Origin of the sequence: Streptomyces sp. NBC_00443 (genome assembly GCF_036014175.1) — a bacterium.
Lineage (GTDB): Bacteria > Actinomycetota > Actinomycetes > Streptomycetales > Streptomycetaceae > Streptomyces.
This window is the reverse complement of record NZ_CP107917.1, coordinates 8,037,740-8,054,323: the sequence shown is the minus strand read 5'-3', so window position 1 is coordinate 8,054,323 and position 16,584 is coordinate 8,037,740. Positions and strand designations below refer to the sequence as shown.

Annotated in this window: 15 protein-coding genes and 1 pseudogene; 6 read left to right on the top strand and 10 right to left on the bottom strand. The window is 71.7% G+C overall.

All coding sequences use genetic code 11. From position 1 onward, the window contains the following. Positions 1-65: 65 nt before the first annotated feature. The 3 genes from OHO27_RS36715 to OHO27_RS36705 are packed head-to-tail and all read right to left on the bottom strand — an operon-like array spanning position 66 to position 2,927. Positions 66-1,778 carry a sodium/solute symporter gene (locus OHO27_RS36715; RefSeq protein WP_328429242.1) on the bottom strand — a complete coding sequence of 571 codons (1,713 nt, stop codon included), beginning with the start codon at positions 1,776-1,778 and terminating at the stop codon, positions 66-68. A gap of 22 nt (positions 1,779-1,800) precedes the next feature. Continuing rightward, entirely contained in the window at positions 1,801-2,160 is a 360-nt protein-coding gene (locus tag OHO27_RS36710; protein ID WP_328429241.1) for a hypothetical protein, read from the bottom strand. 2 nt (positions 2,161-2,162) lie between these two features. After that, complete coding sequence (locus tag OHO27_RS36705; protein WP_328429240.1) at positions 2,163-2,927, bottom strand: LytR/AlgR family response regulator transcription factor; 765 nt, start codon at positions 2,925-2,927, stop codon at positions 2,163-2,165. 89 nt (positions 2,928-3,016) lie between these two features. Between OHO27_RS36705 and OHO27_RS36700 the strand changes: the two genes are divergently transcribed. The 6 genes from OHO27_RS36700 (at position 3,017) to OHO27_RS36675 (ending at position 11,079) form a co-directional block, all read left to right on the top strand. Further along, positions 3,017-3,514 carry an Lrp/AsnC family transcriptional regulator gene (locus tag OHO27_RS36700; protein ID WP_328429239.1) on the top strand — a complete coding sequence of 166 codons (498 nt, stop codon included), beginning with the start codon at positions 3,017-3,019 and terminating at the stop codon, positions 3,512-3,514. Positions 3,515-3,608: 94 nt separating this feature from the next. Next, positions 3,609-4,481, top strand: a complete 873-nt coding sequence (ddaH, locus tag OHO27_RS36695; protein ID WP_443059656.1) for a dimethylargininase — start codon at positions 3,609-3,611, stop codon at positions 4,479-4,481. Beyond that, on the top strand, positions 4,478-5,695 hold the full coding sequence (gene rocD / locus OHO27_RS36690; RefSeq protein WP_328429237.1) for an ornithine--oxo-acid transaminase: 1,218 nt from the start codon (positions 4,478-4,480) through the stop codon (positions 5,693-5,695). Before ddaH ends, rocD begins: the two co-directional genes overlap by 4 nt. Before the next feature lie 542 nt (positions 5,696-6,237). Beyond that, positions 6,238-8,694 carry a SpoIIE family protein phosphatase gene (locus tag OHO27_RS36685; protein WP_328429236.1) on the top strand — a complete coding sequence of 819 codons (2,457 nt, stop codon included), beginning with the start codon at positions 6,238-6,240 and terminating at the stop codon, positions 8,692-8,694. Positions 8,695-8,782: 88 nt separating this feature from the next. Further along, positions 8,783-10,015, top strand: a complete 1,233-nt coding sequence (locus OHO27_RS36680; protein WP_328429235.1) for a PP2C family protein-serine/threonine phosphatase — start codon at positions 8,783-8,785, stop codon at positions 10,013-10,015. Between the two features lie 323 nt (positions 10,016-10,338). After that, positions 10,339-11,079: a lysophospholipid acyltransferase family protein gene (locus tag OHO27_RS36675; RefSeq protein ID WP_328429234.1), complete on the top strand. Its 741-nt coding sequence runs from the start codon at positions 10,339-10,341 to the stop codon at positions 11,077-11,079. A gap of 16 nt (positions 11,080-11,095) precedes the next feature. On the opposite strand, the pseudogene OHO27_RS36670 reads toward OHO27_RS36675, so the two are convergent. The 7 genes and pseudogenes from OHO27_RS36670 to OHO27_RS36640 form a co-directional block, all read right to left on the bottom strand. Continuing rightward, positions 11,096-11,859 (bottom strand): annotated as a pseudogene (locus OHO27_RS36670) (urease accessory protein UreD). Beyond that, positions 11,856-12,533: an urease accessory protein UreG gene (ureG, locus tag OHO27_RS36665; protein WP_328429233.1), complete on the bottom strand. Its 678-nt coding sequence runs from the start codon at positions 12,531-12,533 to the stop codon at positions 11,856-11,858. The pseudogene OHO27_RS36670 and the gene ureG overlap by 4 nt, the downstream one beginning before the upstream one ends. Before the next feature lie 195 nt (positions 12,534-12,728). Further along, on the bottom strand, positions 12,729-13,403 hold the full coding sequence (locus OHO27_RS36660) for an urease accessory protein UreF (RefSeq protein ID WP_328429232.1): 675 nt from the start codon (positions 13,401-13,403) through the stop codon (positions 12,729-12,731). 19 nt (positions 13,404-13,422) lie between these two features. Next, positions 13,423-15,144, bottom strand: a complete 1,722-nt coding sequence (locus OHO27_RS36655; RefSeq protein WP_328429231.1) for an urease subunit alpha — start codon at positions 15,142-15,144, stop codon at positions 13,423-13,425. Next, positions 15,137-15,448, bottom strand: coding sequence for an urease subunit beta (locus tag OHO27_RS36650; protein ID WP_328429230.1), 312 nt, complete (start codon positions 15,446-15,448; stop codon positions 15,137-15,139). The genes OHO27_RS36655 and OHO27_RS36650 overlap by 8 nt, the downstream gene beginning before the upstream one ends. A 10-nt stretch (positions 15,449-15,458) precedes the next feature. After that, positions 15,459-15,761 (bottom strand): urease subunit gamma, encoded by a 303-nt coding sequence (locus OHO27_RS36645; RefSeq protein WP_328429229.1) that lies wholly within the window; start codon positions 15,759-15,761, stop codon positions 15,459-15,461. A 135-nt stretch (positions 15,762-15,896) separates the two neighbouring features. Further along, positions 15,897-16,526 carry a TetR/AcrR family transcriptional regulator gene (locus OHO27_RS36640; protein ID WP_328429228.1) on the bottom strand — a complete coding sequence of 210 codons (630 nt, stop codon included), beginning with the start codon at positions 16,524-16,526 and terminating at the stop codon, positions 15,897-15,899. Between the last annotated feature and the right edge of the window lie 58 nt (positions 16,527-16,584).

The following is a 16,584-nucleotide window of genomic DNA, read 5'->3' as shown; positions in this document are numbered from 1 at the left end:
CGTCTCCGTTTCGGGCCGTCCGGCGCATGCCGCCACCGCCGCACGCCGTCCGGCGATGAGATACCTCATGCCTTCACCTCCGCCCGCAGTTCCTCCGGCAGATGGAACCGCGCCAGGATCGCCGCCGTCCCGGCCGGCACCCGGCTCGGCGTGGCCAGGGAGACCAGCACCATGGTGAGGAAGCCCAGCGGCACCGACCAGAGCGCGGGCCAGGCGAGCAGCGCGTGCAGGGCTCCGGAGCCGGGGAAGCCCGCCATCGTCGCCGCGACGGCCACCAGTGCGGAGCCGCCGCCCACCAGCATCCCGGCGGCCGCGCCGGGCGGGGTCAGCCGGCGCCACCAGATGCCGAGGACGAGCAGCGGGCAGAACGAGGACGCCGACACGGCGAAGGCGAGGCCCACCGCGTCGGCGACGGGGAGCCCGCCGACCAGGGCGCTCGCGGCGAGCGGTACGGCCATCGCGAGGACCGTGCCCAGCCGGAAGTGCCGTACGCCGCGGGACGGGAGGACGTCCTGGGTGAGCACGCCCGCGACGGCCATGGTCAGGCCCGACGCCGTCGACAGGAACGCGGCGAAGGCGCCGCCCGCGACCAGCGCGCCGAGCAGGTCGCCGCCGAGGCCGCCGATCATCCGCTCGGGCAGCAGCAGGACGGCGGCGTCCGCGTCGCCGGAGAGGGCGAGCTCGGGGGCGTAGAGGCGGCCGAGGGCGCCGTAGACCGGGGGCAGGAGGTAGAAGGCGCCGATGAGGCCGAGCACGGCGACGGTGGTGCGGCGGGCGGCGACGCCGTGCGGGCTGGTGTAGAAGCGGACGACGACGTGCGGCAGGCCCATGGTGCCGAGGAAGGTGGCGAGGATCAGTCCGTACGTGGCGTACAGGGGGCGTTCGCCGCGGCTCTCGGCCTGCGAGGGCGACAGGCTGCCGCTGCCGCCGCGGTCGGGGTCGGGGACGGGGGCGCCCTTGTCGAAGGTCAGACGGGTGCCGGCCTCGATGTGGTGGGTGCCGGCCGGGAGTCGGACCTCCTGGTTGTCGTGCGGGCGTCCGTCGACCGTGCCGTTCACGGTGACCGTCAACGCGCTGTCGAGCTTCAGGTCGACGGTGTCGTCGACGCGCACGACACTCTGCTCGCGGAAGGTCCCCGGTTCGTCGAAGGCGTGGCGCGGGGCGCCGTCGCCCTGCCAGGCGAGGATCAGGAAGAGGGCGGGGACGAGCAGGGCGGTGAGTTTGAGCCAGTACTGGAAGGCCTGCACGAAGGTGATGCTGCGCATGCCGCCGGCGGCGACGATGGCGACCACGACGACCGCGACGATCACTCCGCCGAGCCAGTCGGGCGCACCCGTGAGCACGGTCAGCGTCAGCCCGGCGCCCTGGAGTTGGGGCAGCAGGTACAGCCAGCCGGTGCCGACGACGAAGGCGCCCGCGAGCCGCCGTACGGCCGGCGAGGAGAGCCGTGCCTCGGCGAAGTCGGGGAGGGTGTAGGCGCCGGAGCGGCGCAGCGGGGCCGCGACGAAGAGCAGCAGCACCAGGTAGCCGGCGGTGTAGCCGACCGGGTACCAGAGCATGTCGGGGCCCTGGACGAGGACCAGGCCGGCGATGCCGAGGAAGGAGGCGGCGGAGAGGTACTCGCCGCTGATCGCGGCGGCGTTGAGGCGGGGGCCGACGGTGCGGGAGGCGACGTAGAAGTCGGAGGTGGTGCGGGAGATGCGCAGGCCGAAGGCACCGACGAGGACGGTCGCGAGGACGACGAGTGCGACGGCGGGGACGGCATAGCTGGAGTTCACGACCGCATCGGTTCTTTCGGGCTCAGCGGTCTTCGACGAGCCGTACGAAGTCCCGTTCGTTGCGCTCCGCCCGGCGCACGAACCACCGGGCGAGCAGGACCAGTGGTGCGTAGAGGCCGAAGCCGAGGACCGCCCAGACCAGGGGGCGGGCGCCCGGCATCGCCGCGAACAGCAGCGGCAGCGGGCCGATGAGCAGGCCGAGGACGGCGAACACCGCGAGGGCGGTGCGCAGTTGGGTGCGCATCAGGGAGCGGACGTAGGTGTGGCCGAGGGTGGTCTGCTCGTCGATCTCGGTGCGGGGCCGGTAGTAACCGGAGACGCGGCGGGTCTGCCGGGGCGGGCCGGTGACGACGACACGGCGTTCGGCGGGGCTCTGGGGCATCGTCACGGCCTCCTCATCAGCAGGTCCCGCAGCTCGCGCGTGTGCCGTCGGCTGACCTGGAGTTCCTCGGAGCCCACCATGACGCTGACGGTGCCCGCGTCCAGGCGGAGTTCGCCGATGTGGCGCAGAGCGACGAGATGGCGGCGGTGGATGCGGACGAAGCCGCGGAAGCGCCAGCGCTCCTCCAGGGTGGACAGCGGGATGCGGACGAGGTGGCTGCCCTTGTCGGTGTGCAGCCGGGCGTAGTCGCCCTGGGCCTCGACGTGGGTGATGTCCTCGACGGCGACGAACCGCGTCACGCCGCCGAGCTCCACGGGTATGTGGTCGGGGTCGGGCTCGCTCACCGGTATGCGGGGCGCGGCGTCGCGGAGTTCGGCGGCGCGCAGTTCGACCGCCCGGCGGACCGCCTCGGCGAGCCGCTCCTTGCGGACGGGTTTGAGGACGTAGTCGACGGCCTTGAGGTCGAAGGCCTGGACGGCGAAGTCCTCGTGGGCGGTGACGAACACGACCAGCGGCGGCTTGGCGAAACCAGTGAGGAGCCGGGCCAGGTCCAGACCGTCCAGGCCGGGCATGTTGATGTCGAGGAATACGACGTCGATCGCCTCCGGCCCGCCGGGCCCCGACTCCAGGGCGCGGTTGATGCGGCGCAGCGCCTCGGTCGCGTCGCCGGCGCCCTCCGCGCTGCCGATGCGGGGGTCGGCGTTGAGGAGGTAGAGCAGCTCCTCCAGCGAGGGGCGTTCGTCGTCGACAGCCAGGGCGCGCAGCATGAACCCGGAGTGTAGGAGCAATTCGCACGCTTGGACATGTGCTCCGTCCGGACGTTCGCGCAGGGTGGCGGGCCGCTTACAGTGCCCTCATGAACAGCGGCGCGGCGTCCTTCGACGAACTCGACCGGAAGATCATCACCGCCCTCATGGCGAACGCCAGGAAGAGCTTCGCCGAGATCGGCACGAGCGTCGGACTGTCCGCGACGGCGGTCAAGCGGCGCGTGGACCGGCTGCGCGACACGGGCGTGATCACCGGGTTCTCGGCCACGGTCCAGCCGTCGGCGCTGGGCTGGCGTACGGAGGCGTACGTCGAGGTGTACTGCGAGGGCGCGGCCCCGCCGCGGCGGCTCGCGGAGGTGGTCCGCAACCATCCGGAGATCACGGCGGCGATGACGGTGACCGGGGGCGCGGACGCCCTGCTGCATGTGCGGGCGCGGGACGTGGAGCACTTCGAGGAGGTGCTGGAGCGCATCCGTGTCGAGCCGTTCATCCGCAAGACGATCAGCGTGATGGTGCTGTCCCACCTCCTCCCGGAGAGTCCGGAAGCGGGCGCCGCGGGCCTCGCCCCGCCGGAGGAAGGCACCTGATCCCGGGGCCGGCGCAGCAGACGTGCGTCGACTCGGCGAAATACGCAGCATTCCTGCGTGGACACGCAATTTTGGTTGCTTGTCGCTCGTCAGGGTGCCTTCTTACCTTGGTGTCAATCCTCATCGACACCGTAGGAAGCGGAGGAACCCCTCTGTGACCGATACCCGTGTGCCGCGCCGACGGCGCTTCCTCGTCTGCGAACCCAGACACTTCGCCGTGCAGTACGCGATCAACCCCTGGATGCAGCCCGACGTCCGCGTCGACGTCGATCTGGCCCATGGGCAGTGGCAGTCGCTGATCCGCGCCTACCGCTCCCACGGCCACGACGTCGACACCGTGGAGCCGGTCCCCGGCCTCCCCGACATGGTCTTCGCCGCGAACTCGGCCGTCGTCGTCGGCGGCCGTGTCTTCGGCTCCCTCTTCCACGCCGGCGAGCGCCGCCCCGAGTCCACGCACTACGACACGTGGTTCAAGACGGCGGGCTTCGACGTGTACCGGCCCGAGTCCGTGTGCGAGGGCGAGGGCGACCTGGTGTGGACGGGCCGCTATGTGCTCGCCGGCACCGGATTCCGTACCACCCGGGAGGCGCACCGCGAGGTGCAGGAGTTCTTCGGCCACCCGGTGATCAGCCTGACGCTGGTGGACCCGTACTTCTACCACCTCGACACGGCGCTGTTCGTGCTCGACGACGACAACATCGCCTACTACCCGCAGGCGTTCTCGCCGGGCAGCCGTGAGGTGCTCGAGCGGCTGTATCCGGACGCGGTGCTCGCCACCCGCGACGACGCCACCGCCTTCGGCCTGAACTCCGTGTCCGACGGCCGTCACGTCTTCATCGCGCCGCAGGCCGAGGCCCTGGCGGCCCGGCTGGACGAACGCGGCTATGTCCCCGTCCCCGTCGACCTGTCGGAGTTCCGTAAGGCCGGCGGTGGCATCAAGTGCTGCACCCAGGAGATCCGCTCATGACCGCGCCCGCGCAGACCCGTTCGTCCGCCGATCTGATCCGCGCCGAGGAGCCGGTCCTGGCGCACAACTACCATCCGCTGCCCGTGGTCGTCGCCCGTGCCGAGGGCACCTGGGTGGAGGACGTGGAGGGCCGCCGCTACCTGGACATGCTGGCCGGCTACTCGGCCCTGAACTTCGGCCACCGCCATCCGGCGCTGGTCGAGGCGGCGCACGCCCAGCTCGACCGCCTGACGCTCACCTCACGTGCCTTCCACAACGACAGGCTCGCCGAGTTCGCCGAGCGCCTGGCCGAGCTGACGGGCCTGGACATGGTGCTGCCGATGAACACCGGCGCCGAGGCCGTGGAGAGCGGCATCAAGGTGGCCCGCAAGTGGGCGTACGAGGTGAAGGGCGTCCCGGCCGACCAGGCGACGATCGTAGTCGCGGCGGACAACTTCCACGGCCGTACGACGACGATCGTGTCGTTCTCCACAGACGAGACCGCGCGGCAGGGCTTCGGCCCGTTCACGCCGGGTTTCCGGATCGTGCCGTACAACGACCTGGCGGCGCTGGAGGCGGCGGTCGACGAGACCACGGCGGCGGTGCTGCTGGAGCCGATCCAGGGCGAGGCGGGCGTCCTCATCCCGGATTCGGGCTACCTGGCCGGTGTGCGCGAGCTGACCCGCCGCAAGGGCTGCCTGTTCATCGCGGACGAGATCCAGTCGGGCCTCGGCCGCACGGGCCGTACGCTCGCCGTCGAGCACGAGGGCGTCGTCCCGGACATGGTGCTGCTGGGCAAGGCCCTGGGCGGCGGCATCGTGCCGGTGTCCGCGGTGGTGGCCCGCCGGGACGTACTCGGCGTCCTGCGGCCGGGCGAGCACGGCTCCACCTTCGGCGGCAACCCGCTGGCCGCCGCGGTCGGCACGGCCGTGGTCGGGCTCCTGGAGACGGGCGAGTTCCAGCGCCGGGCCACCGAGCTGGGCACGATCCTGCGCAGCGGCCTGTCCGACCTGGTCGGCAAGGGAGTCGTCGGCTTCCGTGCGCGGGGCCTGTGGGCGGGCGTCGACGTGGACCCGGCGGTCGGCACGGGCCGGGAGATCGGCGAGCGCCTCATGCGCGAGGGCATCCTGGTCAAGGACACCCACGGCTCCACGATCCGCCTGGCCCCGCCCCTGACGATCACGGCGGAGGAGCTGGTCGAGGCGCTGGGAACGCTGGAGAGGGTACTGAAGTAGCGCGGCCCGGCAGCCCGGCTCCCCACGCGGGGACCGGGCTGTCGACGTCCCGGCCGGCCCGCCGGGATCCGGGCCGACGGACCCGCCGCGCAGACGCGCCCAGCAGCAGCACCGGACGCGGCTCCCGCCGGCCGGCTCAGCCTCATCCCCCAACCCGGCCCCCGCAAATCCCCGGAGCAGGTACTGAAGTAGCCCGGCCCGACAGCCCGGCTCCCCACGCGGGGACCGGGCTGCCGGCGTCCCGGCCGCCCCACGCGGGGACCGGGCTGCCGGCGTCCCGGCCGCCCCATGCGGGGACCGGGCTGCCGGCGTCCCGGCCGCCCCATGCGGGGACCGGGCTGCCGGCGTCCCGGCCGGCCCGCCGGGATCCCGGCCGAAGGGCCCCCCCGCGCAAGCACACCCAGCACCGGCACCGAACACGGCCCCCGCCAACCGGCTCCACCTCGCCCCCACCCGGCCCCCGCAAAGAGGCAACGCCCACCGGAAGGGTGAAGATGGGGACAAGAGGTGGTAGACCGCTCTAAGCGACAGAGAGGTCGGCCGTGGGCACACACGAGGAGCGGGGCGTTGCCCGGCAGTGGTTCGACGTGGCGGACGCCGCGCCTGTGCTGCTCGATGCGCAGGGTCGGGTGACGGGGTGGACCAGGGAGGCACAGCGGCTGCTGGCGTACGGGGCCGACGAGGCGGTGGGGCGGAACGTCGCCGAGCTGTTGAGCGCCGAGGACGCGGCGCGGGTGCCGGAGGTGATGGAGCGGTGCCGCGCCGACGGCGGGTGGGTGGGGTTGCTGACCGGCCTGCGCGGGGACGGACAGGCTGCCGGGATCATGGTGCGGATCACCGCGGCCCTCGACACCGAGAGCCCGTCGCGGTGGCTCGCCCTCCTGTCGGAGCTGGACGATGCACCCGGCTGGGACATGAGCCGGGCGGTGCTGGAGCAGATGGTCGCCCGCTCCCCCGTCGGGATAGCGATCGTCGACACGGATCTGCGCTACGTCTGGTCGAACGAGGCCCTCGCCCAGTACGGAGGCGGCCCGCCCAGCCGCCGGCTCGGGCTGCGGCTCGCCGACATACAGCCAGGACTGGACTCCGAGTCCATCGAGGCACAGATGCGCCGTGCCCTGACGACCGGCGAACCGATCGTCGGCTACGAACACGTGGGCCACGCCCGCTCCCAGCCGCTGCGCGAGACCGCGCACATGATGTCGTTCACCCGGCTCGACGACGGCCACGGCCACCCCATGGGCGTGTACTACACGGTCGAGGACATCTCCGACCGGCACCGGGCCCGCCAGCGCCTGGCGCTGCTGGACCGGGCCGGTGAGCGCATCGGCCGGACCCTGGACATCAACCGCACCGCCCAGGAGCTGGCGGACGTGGCCGTGCCGGGACTGGCCGACCTCGTCACCGTGGACCTGCTGGATTCGGTGCTGCGGGGCGGCGAGCCCGCGGCCGGGCCGTTCGGCGACACGGAGCCGGTGACGCTGCGCCGCGCGGGACAGCGTTCAGCCACCGAGCTGGTGCCGGAGGCCGTCGTGGGCATCGGCGACCTGGTCGCCTATCCGGCGGGCTCGCCTCCCATCCGCTCCCTGAGGACGGCCACGTCCTGGCGCGAGGAGAGACTCGATCCGCTCGGTGAGGCATGGGCGGAGCACGCGCGCGGCGGAGAGGCCGCCATCTTCGTCGAACTGGGCCTGCACAGCGTGATGATCGTGCCGATCCGCGCGCGGGGCGTCACCCTGGGCGTCACCTCGTTCTTCCGGCGCCATCGCCAGGAGGCCTTCGAGGAGGACGACCTGAACCTGGCCGAGGACCTCGTCTCACGGGCGGCCGTCTGTGTCGACAACGCCCGGCGCTACACCCGCGAACGCGACGCGGCGCTGGTCCTGCAGCGCAGCCTGCTGCCGCACGTCCTGCCCGAGCAGGACGCGCTGGAGGTGTCCGCCTGCTACCGGCCGGCCGACGAGCTGACCGGCCTCGGCGGCGACTGGTACGACGTCATCCCGCTGTCGGGCGCCCGCGTCGCCCTGGTGGTGGGCGAGGTGCCGGGCCACGGCATCGACGCCGCCGCGGCGATGGGACGGCTGCGGACCGCCGTACGCACCCTCGCCCTGCTGGATCTGCCGCCGGAGGAGGTGCTGGCCCATCTCGACGACCTGGTCGTGAGGTCCCGGGAGGAGGGCGTCCAGCTGGACGAGGAGGAGGCCGCCGTCGCCCAGTCCGTGGGGTCGGGGTGCGTGTACGTCGTCTACGACCCGGTCGACGGGCAGTGCACCATGGCCGCCGCGGGCCATCCCGCGCCCGCCGTCGTCATGCCCGACGGCTCCGTGGCCTTCGTCGACCTTCCGCAGGGCCCTCCGCTGGGCGTGGGCGGTCCCCCCTTCGAGTCGGTCGAGCTGGCCCTGGCGGAGGGCAGCACGCTCGCGTTGCACACCGACGGACTGCTGGCGCGCGGGGACGACTGGGCCCTGGACACCGACCGGGACCGGCTGCGGCAGGCGCTGGAGCAGCGCGTGACCTCGGTCGAACTGCACTGCCGGACCGTCGTCGACGCGCTGACCCCGGACCGCCCGCACGACGACGTGGCCCTGCTGATGGCCCGCACCCGGCTCCTCGGCTCCGAGCAGGTCGCCGACTGGGACCTGCCCTCCGACCCCGCCGCCGTCGCGGACGCCCGCAAGACGGCCTCCCGGATGCTGGCGGAGTGGGGCCTGGAGGAACTGATCTTCACGACGGAACTGGTCGTCAGCGAGCTGGTCACCAACGCGATCAGGTACTCCGACGGCCCCATCCGGCTGCGTCTGATCAAGGAGCGCGCACTGGTCTGCGAGGTCTTCGACGGCGGCGCCACGGCCCCGCATCTGCGCCATCCGCGCACCACCGACGAGGGCGGCCGCGGGCTGCTGCTGGTCTCCCAGGTCACCCAGCGCTGGGGCACCCGCTTCGTCCCCGACGGGAAGATCATCTGGGCCGAGCAGTCCCTGACGGATCCGTCACCCTGAACTGACGAATCTCGACACATGTAGTACATCGGTACATACGATCCACAGCATGGGAAACTGATGTGATCCCGGTGGTGAGGCGGGAGCCATGAACGAGAAGGCGATCGACTACGAGGCGGTGTTCCAGAGCCTGCCCGGAATGGTGGCCCTGCTGACCCCGGAGCTGGTCTACGCCGACGCCAACGAGGACTTCCAGCGCCTGTCCGGGCGCAGCCGCGCGGAGCTGGTGGGCCGGTACATCTTCGACGTCTTCCCCGACAACCCCAACGACCCCGCCGCCACCGGCATGCGCGACGTCCGGGCGTCGATGCTGCGCGTGGTGGCCACCGGCGAGCGAGACACGATGGCGCTGCAGCGCTACGACGTCGAGGACGCCGCCCTGCCCGGCCACTGGGAGGAGCGCTACTGGAGCCCGATCAACGCGCCCGTCTTCGGCCCCGACGGGCAGGTGGCATTCGTCGCGCACCGGGTCGAGGAGGTCACCGAACTCATCCGCCTGCGCGGCGGCACCAGCGGTGACAGCCGGGTGAGAGTCCTGGAGGCCGAGCTGTACACCCGCGCCCGGGAGCTGCAGGAGCTCAACGAACGGCTGCGGCAGTCACACGCCCGCGAACGCGAGGTGGCGCTGTCCCTGCAGGAGGCGATGCTGCCCGCCCGCCGGCAGGTGGGCAACCACCGGGCCGCCGTGCGCTACCGGCCCGCGATGGGCGCGCTGAACGTGTGCGGTGACTGGTACGACCTGATCGACCTGGTGGGCGGCTACCGCATCTGCGTCTCCGTCGGCGACGTGGTCGGCCACGGCCTCGAAGCGGCCGGCGTGATGGGCCAGCTGCGCAGCGCGCTCAGCGCCACCTCCCGGGTCGCCGACGGCCCGGCGCAGGCGCTCGACGTGCTGGGGCGGTACGCCCATGTCGTCGACGGCGCCGAGTCGGCCACCGCGGTCGCCACGTTCATCGACTTCGACGCCCGCACCATCACCTACAGCAGCGCCGGCCATCCGCCGCCGGTGCTGGTGCACGCCGACGGCCGGGTGGAGTTCCTGGACCTGGCCACGGATCCACCCCTGGACGCCCGCCCCGACCCGAAGCCGAGACCGCAGGCCGCCATCACCTACTCCGACGGCGCCACGCTCGCGCTGTACACCGACGGCCTGATCGAGCGCCGCCGCGAGGACATCGACACGGGCCTGGCCCGGCTCGCCGACGCGCTCGTACGCCATCGCACCTCCGAGCCCGAGGCCCTCGCCGACGCCGTCCTGCTGGAGCTGCTGCCGCCCGGGGGCGCGACGGACGACACGGCACTGATCATCGTGCGGCTGTGATGAACGAGCAGACGCGACGGCTCCCCGCAAGGGCGGACCACCTGCCACGCAGCAATCGTGATCACGCCAAACCCCGCCGTCGGGTTGCCGCCCACCGACCCCGGACACCAGGCTGGTCCGGCGGTCCTCCCCATCCGCGAACGCCGCCGCCCACCAACTACCTGACATCCACTCAGAACGGTCTCCGTCGGCCGCCGTCCGCCCGTCCCGGCCCGGTTCCGGCCTGTCACCCCTGCGCCTACACTGGCAGCCCCACGGCACGCTGGTTGACCTGCCAGAACGCGGCGGCCCAAGCTGATCCGCCGGAGTGAGGAGCGCCCCCCTTGTTCTACTACGTACTGAAATACGTGTTGTTGGGACCTCTGCTGAGACTGGTCTTCCGGCCCCGGATAGAGGGCCTCGAACACGTACCGGCCACGGGTGCGGCCATCGTCGCGGGCAACCACCTGTCGTTCTCCGACCACTTCCTGATGCCGGCGATACTCAAGCGGCGCATCACCTTCCTCGCGAAGAAGGAGTACTTCACGGGCCCCGGCATCAAGGGTCGTCTGACCGCGGCCTTCTTCCGCAGCGCCGGCCAGATCCCGGTCGACCGCACCGGCAAGGAGGCCGGCCAGGCCGCGATCCGCGAGGGGCTCGGGGTGCTGACCAAGGACGAACTCCTCGGCATCTACCCGGAGGGCACCCGCTCGCACGACGGCCGGCTCTACAAGGGCAAGGTCGGGGTCGCGGTGATGGCGCTCAAGGCACGTGTCCCGGTCATCCCCTGCGCGATGATCGGCACCTTCGAAGCGCAGCCGCCCGGCAAGGTCATCCCGAACATCCACCCGGTGAAGATCCGTTTCGGCGAGCCCCTCGACTTCTCCCGCTACGAGGGCATGGAGAACGAGAAGGCGATCTTGCGCGCCGTGACCGACGAGATCATGTACGCGATCCTGTCGCTGTCCGAGCAGGAGTACGTCGACCAGTACGCGGCCGTCGCCAAGGCGGAGCAGGAAGCCGCAGCCAAGGCCCAGGCCAAGGCGGGGAAGGAACGCAAGCTGCCGCGGCTGCCCATAAGCTGACGAGCCCCGGGGGGACTCAGCCGAGCAGGTCGAGCGCCTCGTCGAGCAGCCTGCGCAGCCGCAACGCGTCCGCCGCCACGGCACTCACCAGGGCGGCGGGCCCGGCGAGGGGCATGACAGCGGCGTTCTCCCCCAGCACCCGGGCCGGCACCGGAGCATCCGCGAACTCTGGCCGTACGACGACGAGTTGCCCGACCGCCCGAAATCCACCGAGCCCTGCCGGCCCGTCCCAGCCACCCGGCGCACCGGGCCCGCAGGCAAGCTCCTGATCAAGAACGACTCGCCCGGCAACACCCACCCGGATCCGGTTCCCGAGCCGCCCGGGTTCCTCCCCCACCCGCCCGAGCACCTGCTCCTCACGCAGGACGAGCCGCCCGGTCGCACCGACATCGACGCGGGTGGTCACCCGCAGATCGCTGCCCCCGGCGGAGATCAACTGCTCGGGCAGCCAGTGCAGTTCACCTCCGTCGGCCACGGACAGCCGTACGTCGTAACGGGCCTCGCCCTTGCTCTGCCCCGGCAGCGCGATAGTGGCCGCCGCCGACCCGACGCGCAGCCGGGCGCCGGCCTCCACGTCGGCCTCAATGGCGAAGTGATCACCACCGAGCGGCCCGCTCATCGCCCCGACGAGCACCACCCGCGCCTCGGCGCCGCTCCCCGCGTCCGCCTGAGCGCCAGCGGCCCGTCACCGTCGAGCACGGGCAGCGAGGTGCCGCCCCGCCCGTCATCCCTGGCGACAATCCGCGCGCGTGCCCGCACCCCGCCGGCGGTCGTCGTCATACCGTCCACGCCACGAGCTGAGCCCGCACCCAGTCGGCGACGTCCTTGACTCCCGGCTCGCTCCTCAGCGACTGGAACACGACCGGCAGTTCGGCCCGCTGCGCCTTGGCGTCGGCCGCCATCCGCGCCAGATCGGAGCCGACGTACGGCGCGAGGTCGGTCTTGTTGACGACGAGCAGATCGGCCGTCGTCACGCCCGGCCCGCCCTTGCGCGGAATGTCGTCCCCACCGGCGACATCGATCACGAAGATCTGCGCGTCGACGAGCCCCTTGGAGAAGGTGGCGGTGAGGTTGTCCCCACCGGACTCCACGAGAATGAGCTGAAGCGGCCCGACCGCGTCCTCCAGATCCTCGACGGCCTCGAGGTTCGCGGAGATGTCGTCCCGGATCGCGGTGTGCGGACAGGCCCCCGTCTCCACTGCCGTGATCCGCTCGGGCGGCAACACAGCCTCCCGCAACAGGAACTCGGCGTCCTCGCGCGTGTAGATGTCGTTTGTGACGACGGCCAGGGACAGCTCAGCCCGCAGCGCACGGCAGAGCGCGGCCACCGTGGCCGTCTTACCGGACCCCACGGGCCCACCGAGCCCGATCCGCAGGGCACGACGCGACCCGTCGGGCCGCTGCGCGTCGGCGCTGACGGCGGAGGGGCCGTGGTGGGAGTGGTCGAGGTGCATGGAGCGGCTCCTTGTTGGGCTGGCTTCTCAGGGGAAGAGGCTTGGCTTCTCAGCGCCGGTCCAGGCAAATTCAGCCCGTCTGGGGGTGCCCCCTCTGGGGGAGTTTGAGGACGAGGCCCGTTCAGGGCCGAAGCGGGGGTCTGGGGGCGGCAGCCCCCAGGGACGGAAGGGTAGGGGCGGCGGGGGCGAACACACTCATGACGCAAACAACCGCACGCCCCAACCCGCATGCACCTCCGCCCCGACCTCCAACAGCGGAGCAGAAACCGCAGGCAACGCATCGACCCCGTCATCGACAGCACACCGCCCCGCTTCCACCGCCCGATCCACCACCCGGTCCACCTCGGGCGCCAACCGAGCCAACGCCCCCGTGGCGTCAAAGGGATCAAGACTCAGCAACCGCACCGTCGCACTCGCCGGCCCGCTCACACACTCGTACGCCGCGCAGTAAGCCGCGTCCACGGCCCCCAGCCCCGCGGCCCGAGCCGCAACCCCCAGCACGACCGGCTGATGAGCCCCTTTGGGAAACTGCCGAGCCAGCTCATCCAGCTCCCCGGACGGCCAAGTAGCCCGGGCGGCCCGCATCAACTGCCGCCCCAGCTTCCGAGCGGCGAGGCGCAAGGCGGGCGAAGGCGTACGCGCGTCGGCCGCCGCGTCGAGGGCCACCGCATCACCCCCGAGTGCAGCCGCCGCGGCGAGCGAGCCCGCGACCAGGCCCGCCGTGTGCAACCGCCCCCGGCAGAAGTCCTCCAGGCTCGCGGCCCCGGTGATCCGCCCCGCCTTGACGGCCGCCTCGGCCCCGCCGGAGTGCGCGTGGCCCCCGGCGGGAAAGCGGCCGTCGGCGAGGACGAGAAGTGCAGCTCGTGACATCAGAACCAGCCACCCACCCTCAGAACAGGAAGTACCGCTGAGCCATGGGCAGTTCAGCGGCAGGGGTGGCCTCCACCAGCTCCCCGTCGATGTGCACGGCAAAGCTGTCGGGATCGACCCGCACCTCGGGCCGCGCGTCGTTCTCCCGCATGTCGGCCTTGGTGACCCCACGTGTCGACTCGATGGCCACGAACCGCTTCCCGAGCTGAAGCCGCTCCGGCAGCCCGTCCTCGATCGCGAGGGGAGCGACGAAATTGACCGAGTTAGCCGCCGGCGCCCGGCCGATCGCGCCGAACATCGGGCGGGGCAGGATCGGCTGCGGTGTCGGAATGGAGGCGTTGGCGTCGCCCATCTGCGCGTATGCGATCTGCCCGCCCTTGATGACGAGTTGGGGCTTGACCCCGAAGAACGCCGGCTCCCACAGCACCAGGTCGGCGAGCTTGCCGGTCTCCACAGAGCCGATCTCGCGGCCGAGGCCCTGCGCGAGCGCGGGGTTGATCGTGTACTTGGCCACGTACCGCCGCACCCGCAGGTTGTCGGCCCGCCCGTCGCCCGGCAGCGCGCCCCGCCGCCGCTTCATCACGTGGGCGGTCTGCCAGGTCCGCATGACGACCTCGCCCACCCTCCCCATGGCCTGCGAGTCGGACGAGATGATCGAGATCGCGCCGAGGTCGTGCAGTATGTCCTCCGCCCCGATGGTCGACGGCCGGATCCGCGACTCGGCGAAGGCGAGGTCCTCCGGCACTGCCGAATTGAGGTGATGGCACACCATCAGCATGTCGAGGTGTTCCTCGGCGGTGTTGACGGTGAACGGGCGGGTCGGATTCGTCGAGCTCGGGAGCACGTGCGGTTCGGAGACGACCGTCATGATGTCCGGCGCGTGCCCGCCGCCCGCGCCCTCCGTGTGGTACGCGTGGATGCCCCGGCCGGCGATGGCGGCCAGCGTGTCGCCGACGAAGCCGGCCTCGTTCAACGTGTCCGTGTGGATGGCGACCTGGATGCCGGTCCGGTCGGCGACGGTCAGCGAGGCGTCGATGACCGCCGGGGTGGTGCCCCAGTCCTCGTGCAGTTTGAGGCCGAGCGCGCCGCCGCGGATCTGGGACAGCATCGCCTCGTGGGAGACGGTGTTGCCCTTGCCCAGCAGGCCGAAGTTGACGGGGTGGGCCTCCATCGCCTCCATCATCCGGGCCAGATGCCAGGGGCCGGGCGTCACGGTGGTCGCCTTCGAACCCTCGGCCGGTCCGGTGCCGCCGCCCACCAGGGTCGTGATCCCCGACGCGAGGGCCTCGTCGGCGATCTGGGGGCAGATGAAGTGGACGTGCGCGTCGATGGCGCCGGCCGTCAGGATCCGTCCGTTGCCCGCGATGATCTCCGTCTCGGGGCCGATGACGAGGTCCGGGTGCACCCCGTCCATCGTGTCGGGGTTGCCCGCCTTGCCGATGCCGGTGAGCCGGCCGTCGCGGATGCCGACGTCAGCCTTGACGATGCCCCAGTGGTCGATGATGACGACGCCGGTGATGACCGTGTCCGGGGTGCCCTCCGCGCGCGTGGCCCGCGACTGGCCCATGGACTCGCGGATGACCTTGCCGCCGCCGAACACCGCCTCGTCACCGGCGCGTCCGGGACCGCCGGAGCGGTCCTCCTCGATCTCGACCAGCAGATCGGTGTCGGCGAGCCGGATGCGGTCACCGGTGGTCGGGCCGAACAGGTCGGCGTACGCGGCACGGGAGATCTCAGGCATCGAGGGCACCTCCGGTCTCCCCGCGCAGGCCGGGCACCACACGGGCGCCGGTGAGCGGGACGAGTTCGACGTCGACGGGGATGCCGGGCTCGAAGCGCACGGCGGTGCCTGCGGCGACGTTGAGCCGCCTGCCGCGGGCGGCGGCGCGGTCGAAGTCCAGACCGGGGTTTGCCTCGGCGAAGTGGTAATGGGAGCCGACCTGGACCGGCCGGTCGGCGGCGTTGAGGACGGTCAGCCGGGTGACCTCACGACCCTCGTTGTATGTGATCGGGCCGTCGGCGAACAGGATCTCTCCGGGAATCATCGAGGCCCCTTCACACGATCGGGTCATGGACGGTGACGAGCTTGGTGCCGTCCGGAAAGGTCGCCTCGACCTGGACGTCGTGGATCATCTCGGCGATGCCCTCCATGACGTCGTCCCGCGTGAGCAGCTTGCGTCCGGAGGACATGAGCTCGGCGACCGTACGGCCGTCGCGGGCGCCCTCGAGGATGTGCGACGTGATGAGCGCGACCGCCTCGGGGTGGTTGAGCTTCAGCCCGCGGGCCCGGCGCTTCTCGGCGACGTCGGCCGCCACGTGGATGAGCAGCCGCTCTTGCTCGTGCGGAGTCAGTTGCACGTCCCACCTCACAGTCCTCGCTCCGGACCGTGCGGGGTCCGGTTGCCGCAGCCGCCACGGGGCAAAGTGCCAGGTGGCGTGGATCGGCAGGCTAGTTGGACGGAGTTTCAGGCAAGTTAACCGAGCTGTGATCCTCTAGGCGTCCGACTGGTGGGCCCGCATGCTCGTCAAGGCCCGCAGACCGTCCTGCAGCACCTCGACCGGCGCCCCTCCGAACAAGGCCTGCTGGGCGATGAACCCCTGCACCGTGGCGATCATGGTGCGCGCCACATGGTCCGCCGGGATGTCCGCCGGCATCATCCCGGCGTCCTGGTACGCCTCGACGGCCCGTCCCCAGGCCTCCCGCAACGTCGCGTACACGTCCGTCAGAACGGCCGCCAGCTCCTTGTTGCGCACGGTCTCCGCCCAGACCTGCATGATCAGCAACGGGAAGACCGACTCCCCTTCCTCGCTGAGGGACGAGTACACCCGCAGGGTCCGACTCAGGACCGCTCCCACCAGGAGGTCCGGCGGCGGGGGCGGGCTCTGCCGGACGACGTCCTCGAACGAGGCGCGGATCTCGCCGAGCACATCCTTGACGATCGCGGCGATCAGCTCGTCCTTGCTGCTGAAGTAGCGGTACACCGCGCCGGCCGAGAGGTCGACCTCCTTCAGCACGTCCTGCATGGACGTGGCGTGGAAGCCGTTGCGGGCAAAGAGGCGGGCGGCGCCCTCGAGGATCTGCCGGCGGCGGGCGTCGAGGTGTTCCTGGGATACGCGGGCCATGGTCACAAAGTAAAACGAACATTCCTTCTTGACAAGGAGCGGCAGCAGCAGGACGGTG

Excerpts from the sequence above, each read along its gene's own strand:
- OHO27_RS36680 (WP_328429235.1), top strand. The coding sequence starts at position 8,783 with ATGAACGAGAAGGCGATCGACTACGAGGCGGTGTTCCAGAGCCTGCCC.
- OHO27_RS36650 (WP_328429230.1), bottom strand. The coding sequence starts at position 15,448 with ATGATTCCCGGAGAGATCCTGTTCGCCGACGGCCCGATCACATACAAC.
- OHO27_RS36655 (WP_328429231.1), bottom strand. The coding sequence starts at position 15,144 with ATGCCTGAGATCTCCCGTGCCGCGTACGCCGACCTGTTCGGCCCGACC.
- OHO27_RS36640 (WP_328429228.1), bottom strand. The coding sequence starts at position 16,526 with ATGGCCCGCGTATCCCAGGAACACCTCGACGCCCGCCGCCGGCAGATC.
- ureG (WP_328429233.1), bottom strand. The coding sequence starts at position 12,533 with ATGCACCTCGACCACTCCCACCACGGCCCCTCCGCCGTCAGCGCCGAC.
- OHO27_RS36705 (WP_328429240.1), bottom strand. The coding sequence starts at position 2,927 with ATGCTGCGCGCCCTGGCTGTCGACGACGAACGCCCCTCGCTGGAGGAG.
- OHO27_RS36660 (WP_328429232.1), bottom strand. The coding sequence starts at position 13,403 with ATGTCACGAGCTGCACTTCTCGTCCTCGCCGACGGCCGCTTTCCCGCC.
- OHO27_RS36700 (WP_328429239.1), top strand. The coding sequence starts at position 3,017 with ATGAACAGCGGCGCGGCGTCCTTCGACGAACTCGACCGGAAGATCATC.
- rocD (WP_328429237.1), top strand. The coding sequence starts at position 4,478 with ATGACCGCGCCCGCGCAGACCCGTTCGTCCGCCGATCTGATCCGCGCC.
- OHO27_RS36710 (WP_328429241.1), bottom strand. The coding sequence starts at position 2,160 with ATGCCCCAGAGCCCCGCCGAACGCCGTGTCGTCGTCACCGGCCCGCCC.